The sequence below is a fragment of the Ornithinimicrobium cryptoxanthini genome (assembly GCF_023923205.1).
Taxonomy (GTDB): Bacteria; Actinomycetota; Actinomycetes; order Actinomycetales; family Dermatophilaceae; genus Ornithinicoccus; species Ornithinicoccus cryptoxanthini.
Map to the genome: position 1 here is coordinate 2,080,186 of NZ_CP099490.1, position 26,831 is coordinate 2,107,016.

Here is a 26,831-nt window from a genome sequence, read left to right on the forward strand (position 1 = left end):
TGCCCGGGCCCGGCGTGCCCAGGCTCACACCACGTCAGCCGGCCATCCGCTCGCGCCCGCCGGCGGCACTCCCTGGCACAGTGCGTCCGCGCGCAGACCGGACTAAGGTCGGGGTGACTCGGGTGCAGCCGCTGCACCGCCCCGCCGACACCGAGGAGTGACTCGTGACCGAGACGACTCAGCCCACCACTAACCGGGACGAGAGTCTCGCCGCCCCCGTGGCCAGTGAGGTCGGCTGGACCGATCTCGATGTGCGCGCGGTCGACACTGCCCGCCTCCTGGCGGCCGACGCGGTGCAAAAGACCGGCAACGGCCACCCCGGCACCGCGATGAGCCTGGCCCCGGTGGCCTATCTGCTCTATCAGAACGTCATGAAGCACGACCCCAGTGACCCGCACTGGCTGGGCCGGGACCGTTTCGTGCTCTCCTGCGGCCACTCCAGCCTGACCCAGTACGTCCAGCTCTATCTCAACGGCTACGGACTGGAGCTGTCCGACCTGGAGGCGCTGCGCCAGTGGGAGAGCAAGACCCCCGGCCACCCCGAGGTGCATCACACGACGGGCGTGGAGCTCACCACCGGCCCCCTCGGCAGTGGTCTGGCCACAGCGGTCGGCATGGCCATGGCCCAGCGTCGTCAGCGCGGTCTGCTCGACCCGGACGCGGCCCCTGGCACCTCCCCCTTCGACCACCACATCTGGGTGATCGCCTCCGACGGCGACATCATGGAGGGCGTGGCCTCCGAGGCCTCGTCGCTGGCAGGGCACCAGGAGCTGGGCAACCTGACGCTCATCTATGACCAGAACTTCATCTCGATCGAGGACGACACCGACATCTCGTTCTCCGAGGACGTCGCCAAGCGCTATGAGTCCTACGGCTGGAACACCGAGACGGTCGACTGGCGCGAGCACGAGCCCTACACCGAAAACATCGACGCCCTCTTCGCCGCCCTCGAACGGAGCAAGCAGTCAGACCGGCCGACCCTGGTGCTGCTGCGCACGATCATCGCCTGGCCCGCGCCCAACAAGCGCGACACCGGCGCCTCCCACGGCTCGGCCCTGGGCGACGACGAGGTCGCGGCGACCAAGAAGCTGCTCGGCTTCGACCCCGACGTCGCCTTCCCGCACGAGCCCGAGGTGCTGGACCATGCGCGCAAGGTCATCGAGCGGGGCCAGCAGGCGCACGCGGAGTGGGACACGGCATACCACTCCTGGCGTGAGGCCAACACCGAGGCAGCAGCCCTCCTCGACCGCCTGGTCGCCAAGGAGCTGCCCGACGGCTTCGAGGACGCCTTCCCGGTCTTCGAGGCCGACGCCAAGGGCAAGGCCACCCGCGCCGCCTCCGGCGAGGTGCTCAACGCCCTGGCCCCGGTCATGCCGGAGCTGTGGGGCGGGTCGGCGGACCTGGCCGGCTCCAACAACACGACGATGAAGGACGAGCCCAGCTTTGTCCCCGCGGGCAAGTCCACCGACATGTTCAAGGGCAACGAGTACGGCCGCACCCTGCACTTCGGGATCCGCGAGAACGGCATGGGCATGATCCTGTCCGGGATCGCCCTGGAAGGTCTGACCCGGCCCTACGGAGGCACCTTCCTGGTCTTCTCGGACTACATGCGGCCCGCGGTCCGCCTGGCCTCGATCCAGCAGCTGCCGGTCGTCTACGTCTGGACCCACGACTCCATCGGGCTCGGCGAGGACGGCCCCACGCACCAGCCGGTCGAGCACCTCGCCGCCCTGCGCGCCATCCCCGGTCTCGACGTCGTCCGGCCCGCCGACGCCAACGAGACCGCCGTCGCGTGGCGGACCGCGCTGCAGATCAAGGACCACCCGATCGGGCTGGCCCTGACCCGCCAGAACGTCCCCACCTTCGACCGCACCACGTTCAACTCGGCCGAGGGCGTCGTCAAGGGCGGTTATGTCCTCGTCGACGCCGACGGCGGCGACCCCGACGTGGTCCTCATCGGCACCGGCTCGGAGGTGCAGCTGGCCGTGCAGGCGCGCGAGCAGCTGGCCGAGCAGGGCGTGCGGGCCCGCGTGGTCTCGATGCCGTGCCGCGAGTGGTTCGACGCCCAGGACCAGGCCTACCGCGACGAGGTGCTCCCACCTGCCGTCCGGGCCCGGGTCAGCGTCGAGGCCGGCGTGGCCCAGGGCTGGCGCGAGGTCGTCGGAGACACCGGGCGCATCGTCAGCCTCGACCACTTCGGCGCCTCGGCCGACTACGAGACCCTCTACCGCGAGTTCGGCATCACCGCAGAGGCGGTCGCAGCGGCCGCCCAGGAGTCCATCGCTGCCGCCCGTGCCGACGGCGCCCCCACCCAGGAGTCCGGCGCAGACCCGGCCGAGGGTGGCCCGACCATCGGCGACGTCCCCGCATCCACCCAGGAGAAGTGAGCACCATGACTGAGTCCACCAAGAACCCGCTCGCCGAGCTGTCCGCCGCCGGCGTCTCCATCTGGCTCGATGACCTGAGCCGCCCGATGATCACCACGGGTGAGCTGCAGAAGCTCATCGACACCAGCCACGTCGTCGGTGTCACCACCAACCCGACGATCTTCGCCACCGCGATCAGCGCCGGCGACGCCTACGACGCGCAGGTGAGCGAGCTCGCCGGCAAGGGCACCGACGTCGACGCCACCGTCTTCGCGCTGACCACCGACGACGTCCGCGACGCGTGCGACATCCTCAAGCCGGTGTATGACGCCACGAACGGGGTCGACGGCCGCGTCTCCATCGAGGTTGACCCACGGTTAGAGGCAGACACCGACGCCACGGTCGAGATGGCCCGTCAGCTGTGGACCACAGTGGGTCGGCCCAACCTGTTCATCAAGATCCCGGCGACGGTCGAAGGGCTCCCGGCGATCAGCAAGGTGCTGGCCGACGGCACGAGCGTCAACGTGACGCTGATCTTCTCCCTGGATCGCTACCGCGGCGTCATGAACGCGTTCCTGACGGGCCTGGAGCAGGCCCGCGAGGCCGGCAAGGACCTGTCGACGATCCACTCGGTCGCCTCCTTCTTCGTCTCCCGCGTCGACAGCGAGATCGACAAGCAGCTGGAGGCCATCGGCACCGACGAGGCGCTGGCCCTGCGGGGCAAGGCCGGTGTGGCGAACGCACGGTTGGCCTACCAGGCCTACGAGGAGGTCTTCTCCACCCCGCGCTGGCAGAACCTCAAGGACGATGGCGCCAACGCCCAGCGTCCGCTGTGGGCCTCGACCGGCGTGAAGAACCCGGACTACCCCGACACGATGTATGTCACCGACCTCGTGGCCCCCAACACCGTCAACACGATGCCGCACAAGACGATGGAGGCCGTCGCTGACCACGGTGAGATCAGGCCCAACGCCGTGGAGGGGACGTATGCCGAGGCGCAGCAGCTCATGGACGACCTGGAGCGCGTGGGCGTGAGCTATGCCCAGGTTGTGGAGACCCTTGAGGTCGAGGGGCTCGACAAGTTCGTGGGCTCCTGGAAGGAGCTGCTCACCGACGTGCAGGGCGAGCTGGACCGGCTCGGGGGCGGGGCGAAGTGACTTCGCTGTCCGTCGAGGCGCTCGGCGCGGCGGCCGACGCGGTCGAGGCGCACCTGCCGGTGCTGGTCGAGGAGAAGTTCGCCTCCCGCCTGTTTGCCCAGGACGCCACCCTGTGGGGTCCTGAGGCAGAGTCCGAGGCCTCGATCCGACTCGCGTGGACAGGTCTGCACCGCTCCTCGCGGCCCCTGGTCGGCGAGATCGCGGCACTGCGGGAGGAGCTCCAGACCCGTGGCGTGCACCGGATCGCGCTGTGCGGCATGGGCGGCTCGTCCCTGGCGCCAGAGGTCATCTGCGCGACCGCCGGTGTGGAGCTGGTGGTCGTCGACTCCTCCGACCCCGACATGGTGCGCTCCTGCGTGCAGGACGACCTGGCCGGCACCGCCGTCGTCGTCTCCTCCAAGTCGGGCTCGACAGTCGAGACCGACTCCCAGCGGCGCATCTTTGTCCAGGCGTTCGTGGACGCCGGGATCGACCCCACCGAGCGCGTCATCATCGTCACGGACCCGGGCAGCGCGATGGACCAGCAGTCCCGCGCCGACGGCTACCGCGTGATCAACGCCGACCCTGACGTCGGGGGTCGCTACTCGGCCCTGACCGCCTTCGGCCTCGTGCCCTCGGGACTGGCCGGGGTGGACGTCGGCGCGCTGCTGGACGAGGCCGAGGTGGTGGCTGACCTCCTCGCCGAGGACGACTCCGCCAACCCTGGCCTGCGCCTGGGTGCTGCCCTCGGTGGCACGCAGCCGCTGCGCGACAAGCTGATCCTCACCGACCGCGGCACGCCGATCGTCGGGTTTGCCGACTGGGCCGAGCAGCTCATCGCCGAGAGCACCGGCAAGCAGGGCACCGGGCTGCTCCCGGTCGTCGTCGGCACCGACGGGGCCGCTCCGGCCGTGGCCGGTGCCCCGGACGCCTCCGTCGTGGCGCTCGTCGCCGACGACGATGAGTCTCCCGCCAGCGAGGACGTCCCGTCCCAGATCAACGTCTCAGGCACCCTCGGCGCACAGTTGCTCCTCTGGGAGGTGGCCACCGCCGTGGCCGGGCGTCTGCTGGGCATCAACCCGTTCGACCAGCCGGACGTCGAGAGCGCCAAGAACGCCGCGCGCGAGCTGATGGCCGACCCCTCGGACGCCACGGAGGCACCGCTTAGCACCGACGGCGCGGTCGAGATCCGCACGGCGGGCGCGAGCCTCGACCTCGGGACGTCCGCTGACTCCCTGTCTGCAGCGGTCGACACCCTCCTCGCACAGGTGGACCCGGACCGGGGCTATCTCTCGGTCATGGTCTATCTCGACCGGTTGGCGCACGCTGACCTCGCGGGCGTCCGCGACCCTCTCGAGACCCGCCTCGGTCGTCCGGTCACGTTCGGGTGGGGGCCTCGGTTCCTGCACTCCACCGGTCAGTTCCACAAGGGCGGCCCTGAGGTGGGCGTCTATCTGCAGGTCACCGGCGAGCCGGTGGCTGACCTGCCCGTGCCGGGCCAGGAGTTCACGCTCGGCACATTCATCGCGGCGCAGGCCGCAGGTGACGCCAAGGTGCTCGCGGACGCTGGCCGACCTGTCCTGAGGCTGCACCTGGCCGACCAGGAGGAAGGGTTGGCACAGCTGACCGCCGTGCTGGGTTCCGGGTGAGCTCCGCACGCACCGAGGAGCACAACCCGCTCCGCCACCCGGACGACAAGCGCCTGCCCCGAATCGCGGGGCCGTGCAGCATGGTGATGTTCGGCGTCACCGGCGACCTGGCCCGCAAGAAGCTGATGCCGGCGATCTACGACCTGGCCAACCGCGGCCTGCTGCCCGCCGGGTTCTCCCTGGTTGGCTTCGCGCGTCGGGACTGGGCCGACCAGGACTTCGCCAAGGTCGTCTACGACTCGGTGCGCACCTATGCCCGGACACCGTTCCGGGAGGACGTCTGGCGCGGTCTGGCGGAGGGCTTCCGTTTTGTCCCCGGCAACTTCGACGACCCGGAGGCCTTCCAGGCGCTGGCCAGCACCGTGCGCCAGCTGGACGAGGAGCGGGGCACCGGCGGCAACCACGCCTTCTATCTGTCGATCCCGCCAGACTTCTTCGCCACGGTCTGCGAGCAGCTGCGCCTGTCCGGGCTCAGCGACCCGACCCCGGGCACCTGGCGCCGCGTCGTCATCGAGAAGCCGTTCGGGCACGACCTCGAGAGCGCCCGGGAGCTCAACCGGATCGTCGAGGACGTCTTCCCCCAGGACTCGGTCTTCCGGATCGACCACTACCTCGGCAAGGAGACGGTCCAGAACATCCTGGCGCTGCGCTTTGCCAACCAGATGTTCGAGCCGATCTGGAACGCGCACTACGTCGACCACGTGCAGATCACCATGGCCGAGGACATCGGGATCGGCGGCCGCGCCGGCTACTACGACACCGTCGGAGCCGCCAAGGACGTCATCCAGAACCACCTCCTGCAGCTCCTCGCCCTGACGGCGATGGAGGAGCCGATCGGCTTCACCGCCCCCGCCGTGCGCACCGAGAAGGTCAAGGTCCTGGCCTCCACCCGACTGCCGGCAGACCTGTCCACCGGCACCGCCAGGGGGCAGTATGCCGAGGGCTGGCAGGGCAGCGAGCTCGTCCAGGGCTACAAGGACGAGGACGGCGTCGCTGCCGACTCGCTCACCGAGACGTATGCCGCGCTGAAGCTCGAGGTGGACACCCGCCGGTGGGCGGGGGTCCCCTGGTATCTGCGGGCCGGCAAGCGGCTCGGCAAGCGGGTGACCGAGATCGCCGTGATGTTCAAGCGCGCGCCGCACCTGCCCTTCAGCAGCACCGCCACCGAGGAGCTCGGCAGCAACGCCATCGTCATCCGGGTGCAGCCCGACGAGGGCATCACGATGCGCTTCGGGTCGAAGGTCCCCGGGACCCAGATGGAGGTGCGCGACGTGACGATGGACTTCGGCTACGGCGCCTCCTTCACCGAGTCCAGCCCGGAAGCCTATGAGCGACTGATCCTGGACGTGCTGCTCGGTGACCCACCGCTCTTCCCCCAGCATGAGGAGGTCGAGCTCTCCTGGAAGATCCTGGACCCCGTCGTGGAGCACTGGGAGAGCAAGCGCGTGGTGCCCGGCTCCTACCGCGCGGGCACCTGGGGTCCTGAGTCCGCGGACCAGCTGATGCGCCGGGACGGGCGCGAGTGGAGGCTGCCATGATCGTCGACCTGCCCAGCACGACCACGACCGACATCAGCAAACGCCTGATCGCCCTCCGCCACTCAGTGGGGGCCATGGCGATGGGCCGGGTACTGACCCTGTTGCTGGTGACCGACGAGGAGCTGGCGGACACCGCCATCGAGGTGGCCAACGACGCCACGCGTCAGCACCCAGCACGGATCCTGGTGCTGGTGCGGGCCAACCGTCGCGGTGCCAGCCGCCTCGATGGTCAGATCCGGGTCGGTGGTGACGCCGGCGCCAGCGAGATCGTCATCCTGCGGCTCTTTGGCGAGATGGCCGACCACGGCGCGTCCGTGGTGACCCCGCTGCTCCTGCCCGACTCCCCCATCGTCGCCTGGTGGCCCGGAGAACCACCGGCAGACGTCGCGGCCAGCCCCCTGGGTGCCATGGCGCGCCGACGGATCACCGACGCAGGTGCCTGCGCCAAGCCGGCCACCCAGCTGCGGCGCCGGGCCAAGCACTACGAGCCGGGAGACACTGACCTGTCCTGGACCCGCATCACGCGGTGGCGCGGCCTCCTCGCGGCCGCGCTGGACGAGCCACCGCACGAGCCCGTCACCTCCGCCGCCGTCGTCGCCGAACCGGGCGAGGCCAGCGCCGACCTCATCGCCGGGTGGCTCGCGCAAGCGCTCGACGTCCCGGTCCAGCGGGTCAACAGTGCCCAGGGCACCGGGATCGTGAGCGTGCGCCTCGACCGCGCGGATGGTCCTATCGACCTGGTGCGGGCCGACGAGGGCCTGTCCACCCTGGCCCAGCCTGGGAGACCGACCCGCGAGGTGGCGCTGAGCATCCCGAACGCCGCCGAGTGCCTGGCGGCAGAGCTGCGCCGGCTCGATGCGGACGAGGTCTATGCCGCCTCCCTCACCGACGGTCTGCCAGAGGTCACCCGCCGGACCGTGGGCGCTGCCAAGGCCGCCCGCGCCGGGGAGGTGCCCGCCGGCCCGGCGGAGCTGCCGGACAGCGATGGCCCCTCGATGTCGGCCCGGGCACTGCAAGGTCGCAAGCCACGCGAGGAAGTCCCCTCCCAGACCCGGTTGCAGGAACAGGTGGATGCAGCCGTCGCCGAGGCCGGTGCCGGGACGGTGCGGGAGTCTGCGGACCCGGACTCTCTTGCCGGCGCCGTCGCTGCCGCACTGGTCAGCACGCTCGAGGCCGCCGTGGCGGTGCGCGGCGTGGCACACGTGGCACTGACCGGCGGCTCCATGGGTGCCCGGACCATGGGCGCCCTGGCCGAGCAGGACCTGTCCTCCGAGGTCTGGAGCCAGGTCCACATCTGGTGGGGCGATGAACGCTTCGTGCCGGAGGGTGACGCGGACCGCAACGACCAGCAGGCTCGCGATGCCGGTCTGGAGCGACTCCCGGTGCCCGCTGCCAACGTCCACTCCGCTCCCGCCGGGAGCAGTGAGGACGAGCTCGGCGAGGCCGCAGCCAGGTGGGCCAGCGAGCTGGCTATCCATGCCCCTGAGGGTGCGCGGTCGCCGCAGTTCGACGTCGTGCTGCTGGGTGTCGGGCCCGATGCCCACGTGGCCTCGCTCTTCCCCGACCGTCCCGAGCTGCACGAGACCGACCGGGGGTGCGTGCCTGTCACTGACTCTCCCAAGCCGCCCCCGCTGCGGCTCTCGCTGACCGTGCCCGCGATCAACGCGGCCGAACGGGTCTGGTTGGTCGTGGCCGGGGCCGACAAGGCCGAGGCGGTCCGCGCAGCACGCGCCACCCGGGATGACCCGCACCTGCCGGCCTCGTGGGTCCGAGGGACCGCAGAGACGATGTGGTGGCTCGACCGGGCGGCTGCCGGGAACGAACAGGCGGCTGCCGGGAACGACCAGGCGGCTGCCGGGAACTGAGCGTCAGCCTCCGCGACGCTCGCGCAGGGTGTTGAGGGCCTCGTCGAGCAGTTCCGCACCCGCCGAGTCGGAGCGACGCTCCTTCACATAGGCCAGGTGCGTCTTGTAGGGCTCGTTGCGGGGCTCGGGAGGCGGGTTGTCCTTGTCCTGTCCCGCCGGGAGTCCGCAGCGCGGGCAGTCCCAGAACTCGGGGGCGTTCTCCACCCCCTCGGTGGCAAAGCTCGGGCGGCTCTCGTGGCCGTTGGCGCACCAGTAGGACACCTGGATCCTGGGCGCGGCCTCACCGCGCTCTGCCTCACCCATGGGCCCCGACCCCACACGACTGCCCCGGATGGAACTGGACCCGACCATGACTGGACCTCCTGGAGACTCAACTGCCCCGAGTCAGCAATGTAACCCGGGAAGACCCCGCGCGTCAGCAGGGCGCGGGGCGGGTCGCGTCAGCCGAAGCGGATGAGCATGCCGATCCCGACGATCGAGGCGACCCAGATCAGGGACACGGCCACGGTGATGCGGGTCAGGTTGCGCTCGGCCACGCTCGATCCGCCGAGGCTGCTGGACATGCCGCCACCGAACATGTCGGACATGCCACCACCACGCCCCTTGTGCATGAGGATGAGCAGCACCAGGAACGCACTGCTCAGCACGAGCAGCACGTCAAGGAAGATCCGGACCACATCCACTGGCTAACACCTCACGTCGGGGTCGGGCCGCCTGGCCCGCGTTCTTGAGCAGATCCCAGGGTAACCCACAGTGGGGCGCCGTTAACCCACGTGCTGCTGGTAGCGGCAGATGCTCGCGAAGTCCTCGACGTTGATCGAGGCGCCACCCACGAGCGCGCCGTCGACGTCGGTCTCGGACATGATCGAGGCCACGTTGCCGGGCTTGACCGAGCCGCCATACAGGATGCGCACCGCGTCGGCTGTGTCGCCGGTGGTCAGCTCGGCGACCCGGGTGCGGATCGCCGCGCACACCTCCTGAGCATCGGCCGGGGTCGCGACCTCGCCGGTGCCGATCGCCCACACCGGTTCGTAGGCGATGACCAGGCCCTGCGCCGTCGCGGCGTCGAGCCCGGCCAGAGCCGCGTCGAGCTGGGCCAGCACGTGTGGGACGTGCTCGCCGGCCTGGCGGACCTCCAGCGGCTCTCCGACGCAGATGATCGGCACCAGGTCGTGGCGCAGTGCAGCCGCCACCTTGGCCGCGACGACCTCGTCGGTCTCGCCGTGCAGCTCCCGCCGCTCGCTGTGACCCACGACGACATAGCTGCAGCCCAGCTTGGCCAGGAACGCCCCTGAGATCTCGCCCGTGTAGGCGCCGGAGTCGTGCTGGGACAGGTCCTGGGCGCCATAGCCCAGCTCCAGTCGGTCCCCCTGCACCAGCGTCTGGACCGAGCGCAGGTCCGTGAACGGCGGCACCACGACGACCTCGACCGCAGCGAAGTCGTGCTTGGCGTCCCGCAGGCTCCAGTCGAGCTTCTGCACGAGGTGCGTGGCCTGCAGGTGGTCCAGGTTCATCTTCCAGTTGCCCGCCATCAGCGGGATCCGGGTCGCCATCGTTCAGTCCTCCAAGACGAGTAGGCCGGGCAGGGTCTTGCCCTCGAGAAACTCCAGTGAGGCACCGCCGCCTGTCGAGATGTGCCCGAACTCATCGTCTGAGTGCCCGAACTGGCGCACCGCGGCCGCGCTGTCGCCGCCGCCGACCACCGTGAGTGCGCCGTGGCTCGCCGTGATGTCGACCAGGGCTCGTGCCACAGCCTCGGTGCCCGCGGCATACGGCTGCATCTCGAACGCGCCCATCGGCCCGTTCCAGAACACGGTCTTGGCGTCGGCCAGCTTCTCGGCGAACAGCCTGGCCGAGTCCGGGCCGATGTCCAGCCCCATGCGGTCGGCCGGGATCTGGTCTGCCGGGACGACCTCGTGGTCCGCGTCAGCGGAGAACTCGGTCGCCGCGACGATGTCGGTCGGCAGGACGATCTCGACGCCGGTCTCCTCGGCCGTCTTCAGGTAGCCGCGGACCACGTCGAGCTGGTCCTCCTCAAGCAGGCTCTTGCCGACCTCGTGGCCCTGGGCCTTGAGGAAGGTGAACACCATGCCTCCACCGATGAGCAACCGGTCGGCCTTGCCGAGCAGGTTGTCGATGACCCCCAACTTGTCGGACACCTTCGCACCACCCAGCACCACGGCATACGGCCGCTGCGGATCCTCGGTGAGGCGACGCAGCACCTCGACCTCGGACTGGACCAGCCCGCCGGCCGCGGACGGCAGCAGCTTGGTGATGTCGAAGACGCTGGCCTGCTCCCGGTGCACGACACCGAAGCCGTCGCTGACGTAGGCGTCGGCCAGGGACGCGAGCTGCTCGGCGAACTCGCGGCGCTCTTCCGCGGTCTTGGCGGTCTCGCCCTTGTTGAAGCGCAGGTTCTCCAGCAGTAGCACCTGCCCGTCCTCCAGGGCCTCGACGGCCTCCCTGGCGGACTCCCCCACCGTGTCGGTGGCGAAGGCGACCGGCTGGCCGAGGAGCTCCTCGAGCCGGCTCGCGACGGGCTTGAGGGAGTACTTCTCCTCCGGGACGCCCTTGGGGCGCCCCAGGTGCGCGGTCACGATGACGCGCGCACCCTGGGAGGCGAGCTCCTTGATGGTGGGCACCGAGGCGCGGACCCGTCCGTCGTCCGTGATCGCGCCGCCGTCGTCGAGCGGGACGTTGAGGTCGCTGCGGACCAGGACGCGGCGACCGGTGAGGTCGCCGAGGTCGGCGATCGTCTTCATCGCGCGGCTCAGAGCTTGCTGCCGACCAGGACGGTGAGGTCGACCAGGCGGCTGGAGTAGCCCCACTCGTTGTCGTACCAGCCGACGACCTTGACCTGGTTGCCGATGACCCGGGTCAGGCCGGCGTCGAAGATGCACGAGGCCGGGTCCCCCTCGATGTCCTTGGAGACGATCGGGTCCTCGGTGTAGCGCAGGATGCCCTCCAGAGCGCCCTCGGCGTGTTTCTTCACCGCGGCGTTGACCTCCTCGACGGTCACCTCACGGCTGGCCTCGAAGGTCAGGTCGGTCGCCGAGCCGGTCGGGGTCGGCACGCGCAGCGCGAAGCCGTCGAGCTTGCCCTTCAGCTCCGGCATCACCAGGCCGATCGCCTTGGCGGCGCCGGTGGTGGTCGGCACGATGTTGAGGGCAGCGGCACGGGCGCGACGCAGGTCCTTGTGCGGGCCGTCCTGCAGGTTCTGGTCGGCGGTGTAGGCGTGGATCGTGGTCATCAGACCCTTGACGATCCCGAACTCCTCATGCAGCACCTTGGCCATCGGTCCCAGGCAGTTCGTCGTGCAGGAGGCGTTGGAGATGATGTGGTGGTTCTCGGGGTCGTAGTCGCCGTCGTTGACGCCGAGGACGACGGTGAAGTCCTCGTTCTTGCCCGGGGCGGAGATGATGACCTTCTTGGCGCCGCCGTCGAGGTGGGCCTTGGCCTTGGTTGCGTCGGTGAAGATGCCGGTCGACTCGATGACGATGTCGGCGCCCAGGTCACCCCATGGCAGGGCCGCCGGGTCCTTCTCGGCGAACGCCTTGATGGTCTTGCCGCCCACGGTGATGTCGTCGTCGGTGGAGGAGACCTCCTGGCCGAGACGCCCCAGGATCGAGTCGTACTTCAACAGGTGCGCCAGGGTCTCGTTGTCGGTCAGGTCGTTGACGCCGACGATCTCGACGTCCGCGCCCGAGGCCAGCACGGCCCGGGCAAAGTTGCGGCCGATGCGGCCAAAGCCATTGATGCCTACGCGAACGGTCACTGGACCAGCCTCCAAAATCCTCCTGCAGCACCTGCAGGGTCGTGAACGGGTGGAACCCTTCAAGACCTAACCTATGGGATGAGTCCCTGCAGCAACCACCCGGCACCCGCACTCCTGGGGCGCGCTCCGACGTGGTGAGTCAGACGTCCAGGCTGTCGGCGGTCAGCTCGCCCCGGAACACTCCGGGCATGGTGAGTCAGTCGTCCAGCATGTCGGCGGTCAGGCTCGCCTCGGTGCCCTCGATGCCGAGGTCCTCGGCCCGTTTGTCGGCCATCGCCAGCAGCCGTCGGATCCGCCCGGCGACGGCGTCCTTGGTCATCGGCGGGTCCGCAAGCTGCCCCAGCTCCTCGAGGGACGCCTGCTTGTGCTGAACCCGCAGCAGCCCGGCCACCTGCAGGTGCTCGGGTGCCTCGTCACCGAGGATCTCCAGGGCCCGCGCCACGCGCACCCCCGCAGCCACGGCGGCCCGCGCAGACCGCCGCAGGTTAGCGTCGTCAAAGTTGGCCAGCCGGTTGGCGGTGGCGCGCACCTCTCGGCGCATCCGGCGCTCCTCCCAGGCCAGCACCGCCTCGTGGGCACCCAGCCGGGTCAGCATCGCCCCGATCGCGTCGCCGTCGCGCAGCACCACCCGGTCGACCCCGCGCACCTCCCTGGCCTTGGCCTGGATGCCCATCCGTCGCCCGGCCCCGACCAGGGCGAGGGCTGCCTCAGGTCCCGGGCAGGTGATCTCCAGGGCCGACGAGCGTCCGGGCTCGGTGATCGACCCGTGGGCCAGGAACGCACCGCGCCACGCGGCCTCCGCGTCACAGACGGACGCCCCGACGATGCGGGGCGGCAGCCCGCGCACCGGCCTCCCCCGATGGTCGATCAACCCGGTCTGCCGGGCCAGCGACTCTCCGTCGGAGGTGGCGCGCACGACATACCTGGTCCCCTTGCGCAGGCCTCCGGGGCCCATCACGACCACCTCGCTGCTGGAGCCGTAGACCTCGGCCATGAAGGCGCGCAGTCGACGGGCAACCTGTGCCGTGTCCACCTCGGCCTCAATCACGATCCGTCCACCGATGATGTGCAGGCCTCCGGCGAACCGGAGCATCGTGGAGACCTCGGCCTTCTTGCAGCAGGTCTTGGTCACCGGCAGCCGGGCGAGTTCGTCCTTCACGCGAGCTGTCATGGCCATGGTGCCCCCCTTAGAGGTCCGATTCTGTGAGGTCCGATTCTGTGAGGTCCGATTCTGCGACGTCCGAGTCTTTCGGGTGGTGCCGTGCTCAGCCACCGAGGATCACATCTCGGTAGGCAGCCGCCAGCCGCAGGGTGTCGTGCTCCCGCGGTCTCCGCATCTTACGCACCGGCGTCACGACGAGTTCAGCGCCGATGCCCTGAGCGACCTCGCGCAGGCCGTCCTCGTCCGGCCGGACCACTGCTGGATCGGCGATGACGTAGTCGACCGTGAGGTCGGGCGCGTGGGCGGAGAGGACCTCGATGTGCTCCGCCGGAGAGAAGCCCTGGGTCTCGTCGTCGTCCATGCCCACGTTGAGGGTGAGGATGCGTCGGGCCGGCGTGTGCACCAGCGCGTCGCGAAGGTCTGGGACCAGCAGGTGCGGCATGACCGAGGTGAACCACGAGCCGGGCCCGAGGATCACGAAGTCGGCCAGCTTGATGGCCTCCAGCGCCGGTTCGGACGCCGGCGGCTCGTCGGGCACCAGGCACACGCTCATCACCCGCCCCGGGGTGGCCGCGACTCGCGACTGGCCCTTGACGACCGAGATCTCCTGGGGCTGCTCGGGCTCGGCACCGAGGACCGTCGCCTCGATCTCGAGGGGCACCTCGCACATCGGCAGGACCCGGCCGCGGGTGTTGAGGAGCCTGCCGACCAGGTCCAGTCCGCCAATCGGGCTGTCCAGCAACTCCCACAGGCCCATGATCAGCAGGTTGCCCAGCGCGTGGCCCGCGAGCTCTCCGCCACCCCCGAGACGGTGCTGGAGGACGGCGGACCACTGGTGGCCCCACGCGGTGTCCTCGCAGAGTGCCGCCAGGGCCATCCGCAGGTCACCGGGAGGGAGGATGCCGAACTCGTCACGCAGGCGGCCGCTCGAGCCACCGTCGTCGGCGACGGTCACCACCGCGGTAATCTCCTCGGTGAGGTGCCGCAGCGCCTGCAGTGACGCGGCGAGGCCGTGACCGCCGCCCAGCGCGACGACGCGGGGGCCGCTCACTCGCGTCCCAGATCACGGTGGAAGCTGGTGAGCGCGACCCCGTCCCGGCCCTCGAGCCGACGGATCAGCTCCTCGGTGACCGCCACGGAGCGGTGCTTGCCGCCGGTGCAGCCGATCGCGACCGTGACATAGCGGCGCCCCTCTGCGAGGTAGCCGTCCACCGAGACGTGCAGCATCTCGGTCACGGCGTCCAGGTAGCGGTCCAACCCGGGCTGCTGGAGCACGTAGTCCCGCACCTGCGGGTCGCGGCCGGTGAACGGGCGCAGCTCGGGCTGCCAGTAGGGGTTGACCAGGAAGCGGAGGTCGAGCACGACGTCGGCGTCCAGGGGGATGCCGTACTTGAAGCCGAACGACAGGATCGCCAGGCGCAGCTTGACCGTGATGTCGGTGTTGATCAGCTCGTCGACGGCGATGCCCAGCTGGTGCACGTTGTAGCCGGTGGTGTCGATGACGACATCGGCGCCGGCGCGGATGCTACCGAGCATGCGGCGCTCCTTGTGGATGCCGTCCAGGAGCAGCCCCTCGTCCTGGAGGGGGTGCGGTCGGCGCACGCTCTCGAACCGTCGCACCAGAGCCTCGTCGGTGCCGTCCACAAAGATGGTGCGCGGTCTGATGCCCTTGTCGTTGAGGGTCTGGATGGCCTGGGACAGCTCGGTCGTGAAGTCCCTGCTGCGCACATCCACGACGGCCGCAAGCTTCTGGGGGCGCGTGCCTCCAGAGACCACGTCGACCAGGTCGACGAGCATCTTGGGCGGGATGTTGTCCACGACATACCAGCCCCGGTCCTCCAGGACGTTGGCGGCGGTCGACCGGCCGGCCCCGCTCATGCCGGTGATCAGCACGAACTCCCGGTGCTCAGAGTCCGCCATAACCTCCGACCCGTGGCTGTCAGACGCGGCAGGGGCCTCGGACGCGTCCGCGTCGAGATCAGTCATGTCGCTCTCCTCAGTCAACAACTTCGCCAGTGGCCAGGTTAACGCCCGGCACCCGCGCCTGGTCACCGGTGAGTCTCGCGTGGACGAGCACGGCCAGGGCGGGACCGATGCCGGAGACCTCGGTCAGCTCCTCGACCGTAGCCGCTTCCATGCGGCGGACCGACCCGAAGGCCCGCAGGAGCGCCTTCTGCCGGGCCGGACCCAGCCCCGGGATGCCGTCGAGCCGGCTCACGGTCATCGACTTGGACCGACGCTGGCGATGGAAGGTGTTGGCAAACCGGTGAGCCTCGTCACGCACCCGCTGCAGGAGGTAGAGGCCCTCGCTGGTGCGCGGCAGGATGACCGGGAACTCCTGGCCGGGGACCCAGATCTCCTCGAGGCGCTTGGCCAGCCCGATCACGGAGACATCGGTGACGCCGATCTCGCTGAGGGCCGCGGCTGCCGCGTTGACCTGGGGCAGGCCACCGTCGACGACCACGAGGTTGGGCGGATAGGCAAACCGGTTGGGCCTGCCGTCGGGGCCGACCGGCTGCCCGATGGGCTGTTCCCCAGAGGTTGCGTCGGGCTGTTCCCCCGAGACTGCGTCGGACTGTTCCCCCGAACGCACGTCGGACTCCGTCGGCGCGGGAGCGGTGACCAGGTGCCGGAAGCGGCGGGTGAGCACCTCGTGCATCGCCGCGGTGTCATCTCCGGTGCCGTGGCGCACGATGAAGCGACGGTATTCGCTCTTGCGTGGCAGGCCGTCCTCGAAGACCACCATCGACCCCACCACGTCGCTGCCCTGGACATGGCTGATGTCGAAGGACTCGATGCGCAGCGGGGCCTCGTCGAGATCCAGGACCTCCTGCAGCTCCTGCAGCGCCTGGCTGCGCGCGGTGAGGTCTCCGGAGCGCGCGACCTTGTGGCGCGCCAGCGACTGTTGGGCGTTGCGGGCCACGGTCTCCAGGAGGGCTCGCTTGTCGCCGCGTTGCGGCACCCGGACCTCGACCCGGGCACCACGCAGCTCGCTCAGCCACGCCTCCAGGTTGGCCCGTCCGCTCGGCGCCACCGGGACCAGGACCTCCCGGGGCACCCCCTCCCGGGACTCATCGCCATACACCTGCAGCAGCAGGTGCTCCACGATGTCGGCCAGCTGCTCAGCCCCCTTCTCGCTGACCCACCCGCGCTGCCCGCGCACCCGGCCACCGCGCACGTGGAAGAGCTGGAAGGCCACCTCCAGCTCGTCGTCGGCGAGCGCGAAGATGTCGGCGTCGGTGGCATCCGGGAGCACGACCGCCGACTTCTCGAGGGCACGTTGGAGCGCCACGATGTCGTCGCGCAGCCGGGCGGCCGTCTCGAAGTCGAGCTCCTTGCTCGCCGCCTGCATCCGGCGCTCGAGGTCCTTGACGAAGTGACCGGTGTTGCCGGCCATGAAGTCAGAGAAGTCCTCGGCGATCGCGCGGTGCTCCTCGGGCGAGACCCACCCGACGCAGGGTGCCGCGCACTTGTCGATGTAGCCGAGCAGGCACGGACGGCCCACCTGGTGCGCCCGGTTGAAAACCCCCTTGCTGCAGGTGCGCATCGGGAAGACGCGCAGCAGCTGGTCGAGGGTCTCCCGGATCGCCCACGCGTGCGCGTAGGGCCCGAAGTAGCGGGTGCCGGGCTTCTTGTCCCCCCGCATCACCTGGGCGCGGGGGAACTCCTCGCCCATGGTCACCGCGAGGTAGGGGTAGGACTTGTCGTCGCGGTACTTGACGTTGAACCGCGGGTCGTACTCCTTGATCCAGGCGTACTCAAGCTGCAGCGCCTCGACCTCGTTGCGCACGACCGTCCACTCCACCGAGGCGCCCGTCTGGACCATGGTGCGGGTGCGCGGGTGCAGCGCGGAGATGTCCTGGAAGTAGGAGTTCAGGCGGGACCGCAGGGAGATCGCCTTGCCGACATAGATCACCCGCCCGTGGGCGTCGCGGAAGCGATAGACCCCCGGCTCGGTCGGGATCTCACCGGGCCGGGGACGGTAGGTCGAGGGATCAGCCATGGGTCAGGCGGACCGCCCCCGCGCTCGGGGAGCGGGGGTAGCACTGCGCCCGCGGTCGAGCAGCGCGGCCAGGAAGCGCCCGGTGTGGCTGTCGCTGTTGGAGGCGACCTGTTCGGGCGTCCCCTCCGCGACGACGGTGCCGCCGCCACGTCCACCCTCGGGCCCGAGGTCGATGACCCAGTCGGCGCTCTTGATCACATCGAGGTTGTGCTCGATCACCAGCACGGTGTTGCCCTTGTCGACCAGACCCTGCAGGACCCCGAGGAGCTTGCGGATGTCCTCGAAGTGCAGGCCGGTGGTCGGCTCGTCGAGCACATAGATCGTCCGCCCGGTCGAGCGCTTCTGCAGCTCGGAGGCGAGCTTGACGCGTTGGGCCTCGCCGCCGGACAGCGTCGTGGCGGGCTGGCCGAGCCGGACGTAGCCCAGGCCGACCTCGACCAGGGTCTTGAGGTGCCGTGAGATCGCCGGGACCGCGGCGAAGAACTCGGCGGCCTCCTCGATCGGCATGTCCAGCACCTCCGAGATGGTGCGTCCCTTGAAGTGGACCTCCAGAGTTTCCCGGTTGTAGCGCGCGCCGTGGCACACCTCGCAGGGGACGTAGACGTCCGGCAGGAAGTTCATCTCGATCTTCAGCGTGCCGTCACCGTGGCACGCCTCGCAGCGGCCGCCCTTGACGTTGAACGAGAACCGTCCCGGCAGGTAGCCGCGCACCTTGGCCTCGGTGGTCTCGGCGAACAGCTTGCGGACGTGGTCGAACACGCCGGTGTAGGTCGCCGGGTTGCTGCGCGGGGTGCGCCCGATCGGGCCCTGGTCGACGTGCACCACCTTGTCGAGCTCGCCCAGCCCGTCGACCCGCTTGTGCCGGCCCGGCACGTGCCGGGCCCGGTTGAGCTTGTTAGCCATCACCTTGTAGAGGATGTCGTTGACCAGGGTGGACTTGCCCGACCCCGACACCCCAGTGATCGCCACCAGGTTGCTGAGAGGGAACGTGACGTCCAGACCCTGCAGGTTGTTCTCGCGAGCGCCCACGACCTTGACGTGGCGACCGTCCTGAGAGCGTCGGCTCTGCGGGACCGGGATCTCCTTGCGCCCCGACAGGTAGGCGCCGGTCTCAGAGGAGGGGTGGGCAAGCAGGTCGGCCACGGAGCCTGAGTGCACGACCCGACCTCCGTGCTCACCGGCGCCCGGGCCGATGTCCACCACCCAGTCCGCCGCCTCGATGGTGTCCTCGTCATGCTCGACGACGATCAGCGTGTTGCCGAGGTCACGCAGGCGGGTCAGGGTCTCGATCAGCCGATGGTTGTCCCGCTGGTGCAGCCCGATGGAGGGCTCGTCGAGGACGTAGAGCACGCCCACCAGACCGGAGCCGATCTGGGTGGCCAGGCGGATCCGCTGGGCCTCGCCACCAGAGAGGGTGGCGGCGGGACGGTCCAGCGAGATGTAGTCCAGTCCGACGTCGAGCAGGAAGCGCAGCCGGGAGGAGATCTCGTGGGTCACCAGCTCCGCGATCTGGGCCTCGCGCTCGCTGAACTCCACATCCCGGATGAAGGCAGCCCCCTGGTCGATCGGCAGGGCACAGACCTCGGAGATGCTCTTGCCGCCGACGGTGACCGCAAGGCTCTCCGGCTTCAGGCGGCTGCCCCGACAGACTGGGCAGGGCACCTCGCGCATGTAGGACTCGTAGCGCTCCCGGCTGGTGTCCGACTCGGTCTCGGCATGCTTGCGCTTGACGTAGGGGATCACGCCCTCGAAGCCGGTGCTGTAGGCACGCTCCCGGCCGAACCGGTTGCGGTAGCGCACGTGCACCTTGTGCTGGTAGCCGTGCAGGATGGCGTCGCGTGCCCGCCCGGGCAGCGCCCGCCACGGGGTGTTCAGGTCGAACTTGAGGTCCTCCCCCAGTCCGCCGAGCACGCGCACGAAGTAGTCGCTGATCCCGCTGGCGGTGGACCACGGGACGATCGCGCCGTCCATGATGCTGGCGTCCTCGTCACGGATCACCAGCTCGGGGTCGACCTCGAGCTCGACGCCGATGCCGGTGCAGGTGGGGCAGGCACCGAAGGGGCTGTTGAACGAGAACGAGCGGGGCTCGATCTCGTCCATCGACAGCGGGTGGTCGTTGGGGCAGGCCATCTTCTCGGAGAACCGCCGCTCCCGCGGCCGGCCCTGCGGGTCGTCCGCGGCGATGTCGACGAACTCCACGACGACCAGACCACCGGCCAGGCCCAGCGCCGTCTCCACCGAGTCGGTCAGGCGCTGCTTGGCCTTGCTGTCGGCCCCCTTGGCCACCAGGCGGTCGATGACCACGTCGATGGAGTGCTTCTTCTGCTTCTCCAGCGGCGGGGGCTCGGTCAGGCTGATGACCTCACCGTCCACCCGGGCCCGCGAGAAGCCCTTGTGCTGCAGCTCGGCGAAGAGGTCGACGAACTCACCCTTGCGCGCTCGCACGACCGGTGCGAGGACCTGGAAGCGGGTGCTCTCGGGCAGCTCGAGCAGCCGGTCCACGATCTGCTGCGGCGTCTGCCGGCCGACCGGTTCACCGCAGACCGGGCAGTGCGGTCGCCCGACTCGGGCGAAGAGCAGCCTGAGGTAGTCATAGACCTCGGTGATCGTCCCCACCGTCGAGCGAGGGTTGCGGTTGGTCGACTTCTGGTCGATGGAGACCGCGGGCGACAGTCCCTCGATGAAGTCGACGTCCGGCTTGTCCATCTGCCCGAGGAACTGGCGCGCATAGGCCGACAACGACTCGACATAGCGCCGCTGTCCCTCGGCAAAGATCGTGTCGAACGCCAGGGATGACTTGCCCGAGCCGCTCAGACCGGTGAAGACGACCAGCGAGTCCCGCGGGATGTCGACAGAGATGTCCTTGAGGTTGTGCTCACGCGCACCACGCACCATGAGGCGGTCGTGGCGGGGCAACGGGGTCGGGGCAGTCGGAGAAGGCACGCTCTCGATGTTATGTCCTCCCACTGACAGTGCCCCACGGCTGAGGCACACCTCCCCCAGCAACGCACCACCGGCGCGGATGCTTCCCATGGGGTCGGCACAGCGCGCCGACCCGCGTATGACGCATGCTTTCCGCGCAGTCTCTGACCCTTCCACCAGTCCTCATGACAAGTTATGCTGCAACCTGCATAGTTATGTGACGTTCGCCACGGTTCCGTCCGGGAGCCACGTGCAGCGTCTACAGTCACCGCAGCAGTTTCCGGCGCTTCCCGGGAGCTGCGCCCGCCGGGTCAACGCAGCCCCGGGTCATCTCCCCGCGGCTACAGGCTGCCCGCCCCCAGGACGGTGCCATGAACCAGAGCCCCCCTCACCCGACCACCACCGCGACCGGCCCGGTCTCTGCGACGCACCCGGTCGGCCTCTATGACGGCGCCCACGAGCACGACGCCTGTGGCGTGGCGTTCGTCGCCACCCTGCGCGGCTATCCGGGCCACGACATCGTCGCGCACGCGATCACCGCGTTGCACAACCTGGATCACCGGGGCGCGGTCGGCGCAGAACCGGACTCCGGTGACGGAGCCGGCATCTTGACTCAGGTCCCCGACCGCTTCCTGCGCGCGGTCCTGCCGGTCGAGCTCCCCGAGCCCGGGAGGTATGCCGTGGGGCTGCTCTTCCTACCCGCCCACCGCGACGAGGGCCAGGTCCGACGTCAGGTGGACGAGATGCTGACCGGGGCCGGCCTTAAGGTGCTGGCCTGGCGTGAGGTTCCCACCCGTCCGGACATCGTGGGGCCGACGGCGCGCACGACCATGCCGTTGCTGCGCCAGGTGGTCGTGGCCTCCGCCACCGGCGAGTCCGGCCTGGACCTGGAGCGCCGCGTGTGGCTGGCACGCAAGGTGATCGAACGGCATACCGAGGTCTATCCGGTCTCCCTGTCGAGTCGCACGCTGACCTACAAGGGCATGCTGACGACCACCCAGCTGGCCGAGTTCTTCCCCGACCTCACCGACGCACGGTTCGAGTCACGGCTGGCGGTCGTGCACTCCCGCTTCTCCACCAACACCTTCCCCTCCTGGCCGCTGGCCCACCCCTATCGGATGATCGCGCACAACGGCGAGATCAACACCGTGCGGGGCAACCGCAACTGGATGCACGCCCGCGAGAGCAACCTGACGACCACGGTGTTCCCTGGCGAGCTGGCGGACGCACTGCCCATCTGCACCCCCGGGGCCAGCGACTCGGCCACCTTCGACGAGGTGGTCGAGCTGTTGCACCTGGGCGGGCGCTCGCTGCCGCACGCCGTGCTGATGATGGTCCCGGAGGCGTGGGAGAACAACGCCGAGCTGCCCGACGAGCTGCGCGCCTTCTATGAGTTCCACGGCACGCTGATGGAGCCCTGGGACGGCCCCATGAACCTGGTGTTCACCGATGGCACGCAGGTCGGCGGGGTCCTGGACCGCAACGGTCTGCGTCCGTCCCGCTACTGGGTCACCGAGGACGGGCTGGTCGTCCTCGGCAGCGAGACCGGCGTGCTCCCCATCCCGGAGTCCTCGGTGGTGCGCAAGGGGCGGGTCGAGCCGGGTCGGATGTTCCTGGTCGACACCGCTGCCGGCGAGATCGTCGACGACCACGCGCTCAAGGCACAACTTGCGGCGCGAGCGCCCTACCGGACCTGGTTGCAGGACAACCTGGTGCGGTTGGAGGACCTGCCCGAGCGGGTGCACGTGCGCCACACGCACGCCTCGGTGACCCGCCGGCAGCAGATCTTCGGCTACACCGAGGAGGAGCTGCGGATCATCCTCTCCCCCATGGCCCAGGCCGGCACGGAGCCGCTGGGCGCGATGGGCTCGGACACCCCGATCGCCGCGCTGTCGACGCGGCCCCGGTTGCTCTTCGACTACTTCGTCGGGGCGTTCGCCCAGGTGACCAACCCACCGCTGGACGCCATCCGGGAGGAGATCGTCACCTCCCTGGCCTCCTCGACCGGCCCTGAGGCCAACCTGCTCGAGGAGAGTCCCGCCCACGCCCGCCAGGTCGTCCTGGACTTCCCCGTCATCGACAACGACCAGCTCGCGGCGCTGCGCCACATCAACCTGGAGGGCCAGCGCCCTGACTTCGCTCCCGTCGTCATCCGGGGCCTCTATCGGGTCGACGGCGGCGGCGACGCGCTCGAGGCACGACTGGAGGAGATCTGCGCACAGGTCTCCGAGGCCGTGGCCCGCGGGGCCTTCTTCATCGTGCTGTCGGACCGGCACGCGGACCGGGAGCATGCCCCCATCCCGTCCCTGCTGCTGACCAGCGCGGTCCACCACCACCTCGTTCGCGAGCACACGCGCACCCGAGTGGGCCTGCTCGTGGAGGCCGGCGACGTGCGCGAGGTGCACCATGTTGCCCTGCTCGTCGCCTTCGGCGCGGCCGCGGTCAACCCCTATCTGGCGATGGAGTCGGTTGAGGACCTGTGCCGCTCAGGCCAGCAGCTCGACGGCCTCGACCCGGACGTCGCGATCGCCAACCTGATCAGGGCGCTGGGCAAGGGCGTGCTGAAGGTGATGAGCAAGATGGGCATCTCGACGGTCTCCTCCTACCGTGGCGCGCAGACCTTCGAGGCCCTGGGCCTGTCGCGGGAGCTGGTGGACCGGTGGTTCACCGGCACGACCAGCCAGCTCGACGGCGTCGGGCTGGACGTCGTCGCCGAGGAGGTGCGCCGCCGGCACAGCGTCGCCTACCCGCTGAGCGGGATCACGCCATACCACCGCAATCTCGATGTCGGTGGTGAGTACCAGTGGCGCCGCGAAGGGCCTCCGCACCTGTTTAACCCGGAGACCGTCTTCCGGCTGCAGCACTCGACGCGCACCGGCCGCTATGACATCTTCCGGCGCTACACCGATCTGGTCGACCATCAGGCCGAGGAGCTGATGACCCTGCGCGGCCTGCTGCGCCTGACCGCCGACCGCGAGCCCGTGCCGCTGGAGGAGGTCGAGCCGGTCCAGGAGATCGTCCGGCGGTTCGCGACCGGCGCGATGAGCTATGGCTCCATCTCACGCGAGGCTCACGAGACCCTGGCCATCGCGATGAACCGGCTCGGCGGCCGCTCCAACAGCGGCGAGGGCGGTGAGGAACCGGATCGCCTCCTCGACCCCGAGCGACGCTCCGCGATCAAGCAGGTCGCCTCGGGCCGGTTCGGGGTGACCAGCGCCTATCTGGTCAGCGCGGACGACATCCAGATCAAGGTGGCGCAGGGCGCCAAGCCCGGCGAGGGTGGTCAGCTGCCGCCGGGCAAGGTCTATCCCTGGATCGCCGCGACCCGGCACTCGACCCCCGGGGTCGGGCTCATCTCGCCGCCGCCGCACCACGACATCTATTCCATCGAGGATCTCGCCCAGCTCATCCACGACCTCAAGAACGCCAACCCCCGGGCGCGCGTGCACGTCAAGCTGGTCAGCCAGGTCGGGGTCGGCACGGTCGCGGCCGGCGTCGCCAAGGCGCACGCCGACGTCGTGCTCATCTCCGGCTTCGACGGGGGCACCGGGGCCAGCCCGCTCACCTCGCTGAAGCATGCGGGCACACCGTGGGAGCTGGGCCTGGCGGAGACGCAGCAGACGCTGCTGCGCAACGGGCTGCGCGACCGGATCACGGTGCAGGTCGACGGCCAGCTCAAAACCGGCCGCGACGTGATCATCGCCGCGCTGCTGGGCGCCGAGGAGTTCGGCTTCGCCACGGCCGCACTGGTCGTCTCCGGCTGCGTGATGATGCGCGTGTGCCACCTGGACACCTGCCCGGTGGGGGTGGCCACCCAGAACCCCGAGCTGCGCGAGCGTTTCACGGGGCAGGCCGAGCACGTCATCACCTTCTTCGAGTTCATCGCCGAGCAGGTGCGCGAGCAGCTGGCTGCGCTCGGCTATCGCACCCTGGATGAGGTGATCGGTCGGGTGGACCTGCTCGACACGGTGGCCGCCGTGGATCACTGGAAGGCGGCCGGACTGGACCTGGCACCGATCCTGCACGCCGAGGACGTCCCTGAGGGCACGGCGCTGCGGCGCACCAGGACCCAGGACCACGGACTGGACCGGGCGCTCGATCACGACCTGATCGCGGCCGCGCAACCGGCGCTGCTGCACCGCTCCCCGGTCACCGCGCAGTTTGCTGTGCGCAACGTGCACCGGACGGTCGGCACGCTGCTCGGGCACGAGGTCACCAGGCGTCACGGACCGGATGGCCTGCCCGACGGCACCATCGACGTGACCCTGACCGGCTCGGCCGGCCAGTCCCTCGGGGCCTTCCTCCCCCGCGGCATCCGGCTGCGGATGGTCGGCGACGCCAACGACTACGTCGGCAAGGGGCTGTCCGGCGGACACGTCGTCGTGCGACCACCCGAGCAGGCGAGTTTCGTCGCGGCCGACCAGGTCATCGCCGGCAACGTCATCGGCTATGGCGCCACGTCCGGTCAGCTCAACCTCCGCGGTCGGGTCGGCGAGCGCTTCTGCGTGCGCAACTCCGGCGCTGTCGCGGTCGTGGAGGGCGTGGGCGACCACGCGCTGGAATATATGACCGGAGGCACGGTGCTGATCCTCGGTCCCACCGGCCGCAACCTGGGCGCCGGGATGTCCGGTGGCACGGCATACTGCCTCGATCTCGTGTCCGCGAAGGTCAACCAGTCCGCGTTGACCACCGGCGACCTCCTGCTGGAGCAGCTGGAGCCGGGCGGACTCACGGCCGGGATCCTGCACGCCCTGCTCACCGAGCACGTCGAGCTGACCGGGTCGTCCGTGGCCCAGGACGTCCTGGCGACACCGGACTGGCCCGCCCGGTTCACCCAGATCACCCCGCGGACGTATGCCGGGGTGCTCCGGATCCGCGACGAGGTGCAGGCCCGCGGAGACGACCCGGACGGACCGCACGCGTGGCAACTCATCCTGGAGGACTCCCATGGCTGACCCGCGCGGCTTCCTGACCCACCGGGACCGTGAGCCCCAGCCCAGCCGGCCGGTGCCAGTGCGGATCATGGACTGGAAGGAGGTGCACACCGCCCAGGAGGACGGCACGCTGCGCCGCCAGGCCGGTCGGTGCATGGACTGCGGCATCCCGTTCTGTCATCAGGGGTGCCCGCTGGGCAACCTGATCCCGGAGTGGAACGACCTGACCCGTCGCGGCAACTTCCGCGAGGCCATCGAGCGGCTGCACGCGACCAACAACTTCCCGGAGTTCACCGGTCGGTTGTGCCCGGCACCGTGTGAGACGGCCTGCGTGCTGGGCATCAGCCAGCCCGCGGTCACGATCAAGCAGGTCGAGCTGTCGATCGTGGACCGGGCCTTCGACAACGGCCTGGTGTCCGCGCAGGAGCCGGACTGGCTCAGCGGGCGGACCATCGCCGTCGTCGGTTCCGGACCCGCCGGCCTGGCCGCCGCCCAGCAGCTGGGGCGCGCCGGACACACCGTCGTGGTCTTTGAGCGGGACGACGCGATCGGCGGACTCCTCCGTTATGGCATCCCCGAGTTCAAGATGGAGAAGTCCGTCCTGGACCGCCGACTGGTCCAGCTGCGGGCGGAGGGCATCCGCTTCCGCACCGGCGTGACCATCGGTGGTGACGGGGAGGACGACCTCACGCTGGCCGAGCTGTCCGAGCGCTTCGACGCCGTCGTCGTGGCGGTCGGGTCGACGGTCCCTCGCCCGCTGGGCGTCGCGGGTCAGCAGATCGCGGGTGTGCACCCGGCCATGGACTATCTGGTGCCCGCCAACCGCGAGGCGCTCGGGGCCGCGCGCGGCCTGGATGCGGCCGGCAAGCGCGTCGTCATCGTGGGTGGCGGTGACACCGGGTCGGACTGCTTCGGCACCGCCATCCGTCAGGGCGCTGCGAGCGTCACCCAGCTCGACATCCGGCCCCAACCGTCCACCGACCGCCCGGAGCACCACCCGTGGCCGATGTATCCCCTGATCCACCGGGTCAGCGAGTCCCACGAGGAGGGCGGCGAGCGGGTCTTCGGCGTCAACACCCTCGAGGTGCTCACCCAGGACGGGGTGGTCACCGGGGTCCACATCGTGGACGGCGAGCGCGTCGACGGCTGGTTTGACGCACAGGCCGGCACGGAGCGGACGATCCCGGCCGACCTGGTGCTCGTCGCTCTCGGCTTCACCGGACCGGACCCGGTCATCCGCACGGGGACGACGCTGGCCACCACGGCACGGGGCACCCTGGCCCGGGACGAGGACTACGCCACGGAGCAGACCGGCGTCTTCGTGGCCGGTGATGCCGGTCGCGGACAGTCCCTGATCGTGTGGGCGATCGCCGAGGGCAGGGCCTGTGCAGCCGCGGTCGACCGCTATCTCACGGGCACCACCACGCTCCCGTCCCCGGTGCGCCCCTCGGACGCCCCGATCGCCGTCTGAGGCTGCCTAG

The 26,831-nt window shown here is 69.9% G+C and carries 17 protein-coding genes; 7 read left to right on the forward strand and 10 right to left on the reverse strand.

Features of this window, described 5'->3' with window-relative positions:
• The first annotated feature begins 164 nt into the window (after positions 1-164).
• The 5 genes from tkt to pgl are packed head-to-tail and all read left to right on the forward strand — an operon-like array spanning position 165 to position 8,554.
• On the forward strand, positions 165-2,387 hold the full coding sequence (gene tkt, locus NF557_RS09605; protein ID WP_252619001.1) for a transketolase: 2,223 nt from the start codon (positions 165-167) through the stop codon (positions 2,385-2,387).
• Between the two features lie 5 nt (positions 2,388-2,392).
• Positions 2,393-3,523 (forward strand): transaldolase, encoded by a 1,131-nt coding sequence (gene tal / locus NF557_RS09610; protein WP_252619003.1) that lies wholly within the window; start codon positions 2,393-2,395, stop codon positions 3,521-3,523.
• On the forward strand, positions 3,520-5,151 hold the full coding sequence (locus NF557_RS09615) for a glucose-6-phosphate isomerase (RefSeq protein ID WP_252619004.1): 1,632 nt from the start codon (positions 3,520-3,522) through the stop codon (positions 5,149-5,151). The genes tal and NF557_RS09615 overlap by 4 nt, the downstream gene beginning before the upstream one ends.
• The gene (gene zwf / locus NF557_RS09620) at positions 5,148-6,689 is read left to right on the forward strand and encodes a glucose-6-phosphate dehydrogenase (protein WP_252619006.1); all 1,542 of its coding nucleotides are present in this window, start codon (positions 5,148-5,150) and stop codon (positions 6,687-6,689) included. Before NF557_RS09615 ends, zwf begins: the two co-directional genes overlap by 4 nt.
• Positions 6,686-8,554 carry a 6-phosphogluconolactonase gene (gene pgl / locus NF557_RS09625; RefSeq protein ID WP_252619007.1) on the forward strand — a complete coding sequence of 623 codons (1,869 nt, stop codon included), beginning with the start codon at positions 6,686-6,688 and terminating at the stop codon, positions 8,552-8,554. Before zwf ends, pgl begins: the two co-directional genes overlap by 4 nt.
• 3 nt (positions 8,555-8,557) lie before the next feature.
• Here pgl and NF557_RS09630 read toward each other — a convergent pair whose 3' ends face one another.
• The 10 genes from NF557_RS09630 to uvrA all read right to left on the reverse strand — a co-directional run bounded on the left by NF557_RS09630 (position 8,558) and on the right by uvrA (position 20,389).
• Complete coding sequence (locus NF557_RS09630) at positions 8,558-8,905, reverse strand: RNA polymerase-binding protein RbpA (protein WP_252619008.1); 348 nt, start codon at positions 8,903-8,905, stop codon at positions 8,558-8,560.
• A gap of 89 nt (positions 8,906-8,994) precedes the next feature.
• Positions 8,995-9,237 (reverse strand): preprotein translocase subunit SecG, encoded by a 243-nt coding sequence (secG, locus tag NF557_RS09635; protein WP_252619009.1) that lies wholly within the window; start codon positions 9,235-9,237, stop codon positions 8,995-8,997.
• 81 nt (positions 9,238-9,318) lie between these two features.
• A complete protein-coding gene (gene tpiA / locus NF557_RS09640; RefSeq protein WP_252619010.1) occupies positions 9,319-10,107 on the reverse strand; it encodes a triose-phosphate isomerase in 789 nt (262 codons plus the stop codon).
• 3 nt (positions 10,108-10,110) lie between these two features.
• Positions 10,111-11,316, reverse strand: a complete 1,206-nt coding sequence (locus NF557_RS09645; RefSeq protein ID WP_252619011.1) for a phosphoglycerate kinase — start codon at positions 11,314-11,316, stop codon at positions 10,111-10,113.
• 8 nt (positions 11,317-11,324) lie between these two features.
• Entirely contained in the window at positions 11,325-12,329 is a 1,005-nt protein-coding gene (gene gap, locus NF557_RS09650; RefSeq protein ID WP_252619013.1) for a type I glyceraldehyde-3-phosphate dehydrogenase, read from the reverse strand.
• 196 nt (positions 12,330-12,525) lie between these two features.
• Positions 12,526-13,506 carry a DNA-binding protein WhiA gene (gene whiA, locus NF557_RS09655; protein ID WP_252619015.1) on the reverse strand — a complete coding sequence of 327 codons (981 nt, stop codon included), beginning with the start codon at positions 13,504-13,506 and terminating at the stop codon, positions 12,526-12,528.
• Between the two features lie 88 nt (positions 13,507-13,594).
• Positions 13,595-14,542 carry a gluconeogenesis factor YvcK family protein gene (locus tag NF557_RS09660; RefSeq protein WP_252619016.1) on the reverse strand — a complete coding sequence of 316 codons (948 nt, stop codon included), beginning with the start codon at positions 14,540-14,542 and terminating at the stop codon, positions 13,595-13,597.
• Complete coding sequence (gene rapZ, locus NF557_RS09665; RefSeq protein ID WP_252619017.1) at positions 14,539-15,477, reverse strand: RNase adapter RapZ; 939 nt, start codon at positions 15,475-15,477, stop codon at positions 14,539-14,541. The genes NF557_RS09660 and rapZ overlap by 4 nt, the downstream gene beginning before the upstream one ends.
• A 10-nt stretch (positions 15,478-15,487) precedes the next feature.
• Complete coding sequence (gene uvrC / locus NF557_RS09670; protein WP_252619018.1) at positions 15,488-17,494, reverse strand: excinuclease ABC subunit UvrC; 2,007 nt, start codon at positions 17,492-17,494, stop codon at positions 15,488-15,490.
• A 3-nt stretch (positions 17,495-17,497) separates the two neighbouring features.
• Positions 17,498-20,389 carry an excinuclease ABC subunit UvrA gene (gene uvrA, locus NF557_RS09675; RefSeq protein WP_252624059.1) on the reverse strand — a complete coding sequence of 964 codons (2,892 nt, stop codon included), beginning with the start codon at positions 20,387-20,389 and terminating at the stop codon, positions 17,498-17,500.
• Positions 20,390-20,787: 398 nt separating this feature from the next.
• Here uvrA and gltB point away from each other — a divergent pair, with 398 nt between their 5' ends.
• Positions 20,788-25,371 (forward strand): glutamate synthase large subunit, encoded by a 4,584-nt coding sequence (gltB, locus tag NF557_RS09680; protein ID WP_252619020.1) that lies wholly within the window; start codon positions 20,788-20,790, stop codon positions 25,369-25,371.
• Positions 25,364-26,821, forward strand: a complete 1,458-nt coding sequence (locus tag NF557_RS09685) for a glutamate synthase subunit beta (protein WP_252619021.1) — start codon at positions 25,364-25,366, stop codon at positions 26,819-26,821. Before gltB ends, NF557_RS09685 begins: the two co-directional genes overlap by 8 nt.
• Positions 26,822-26,831 lie beyond the last annotated feature (10 nt).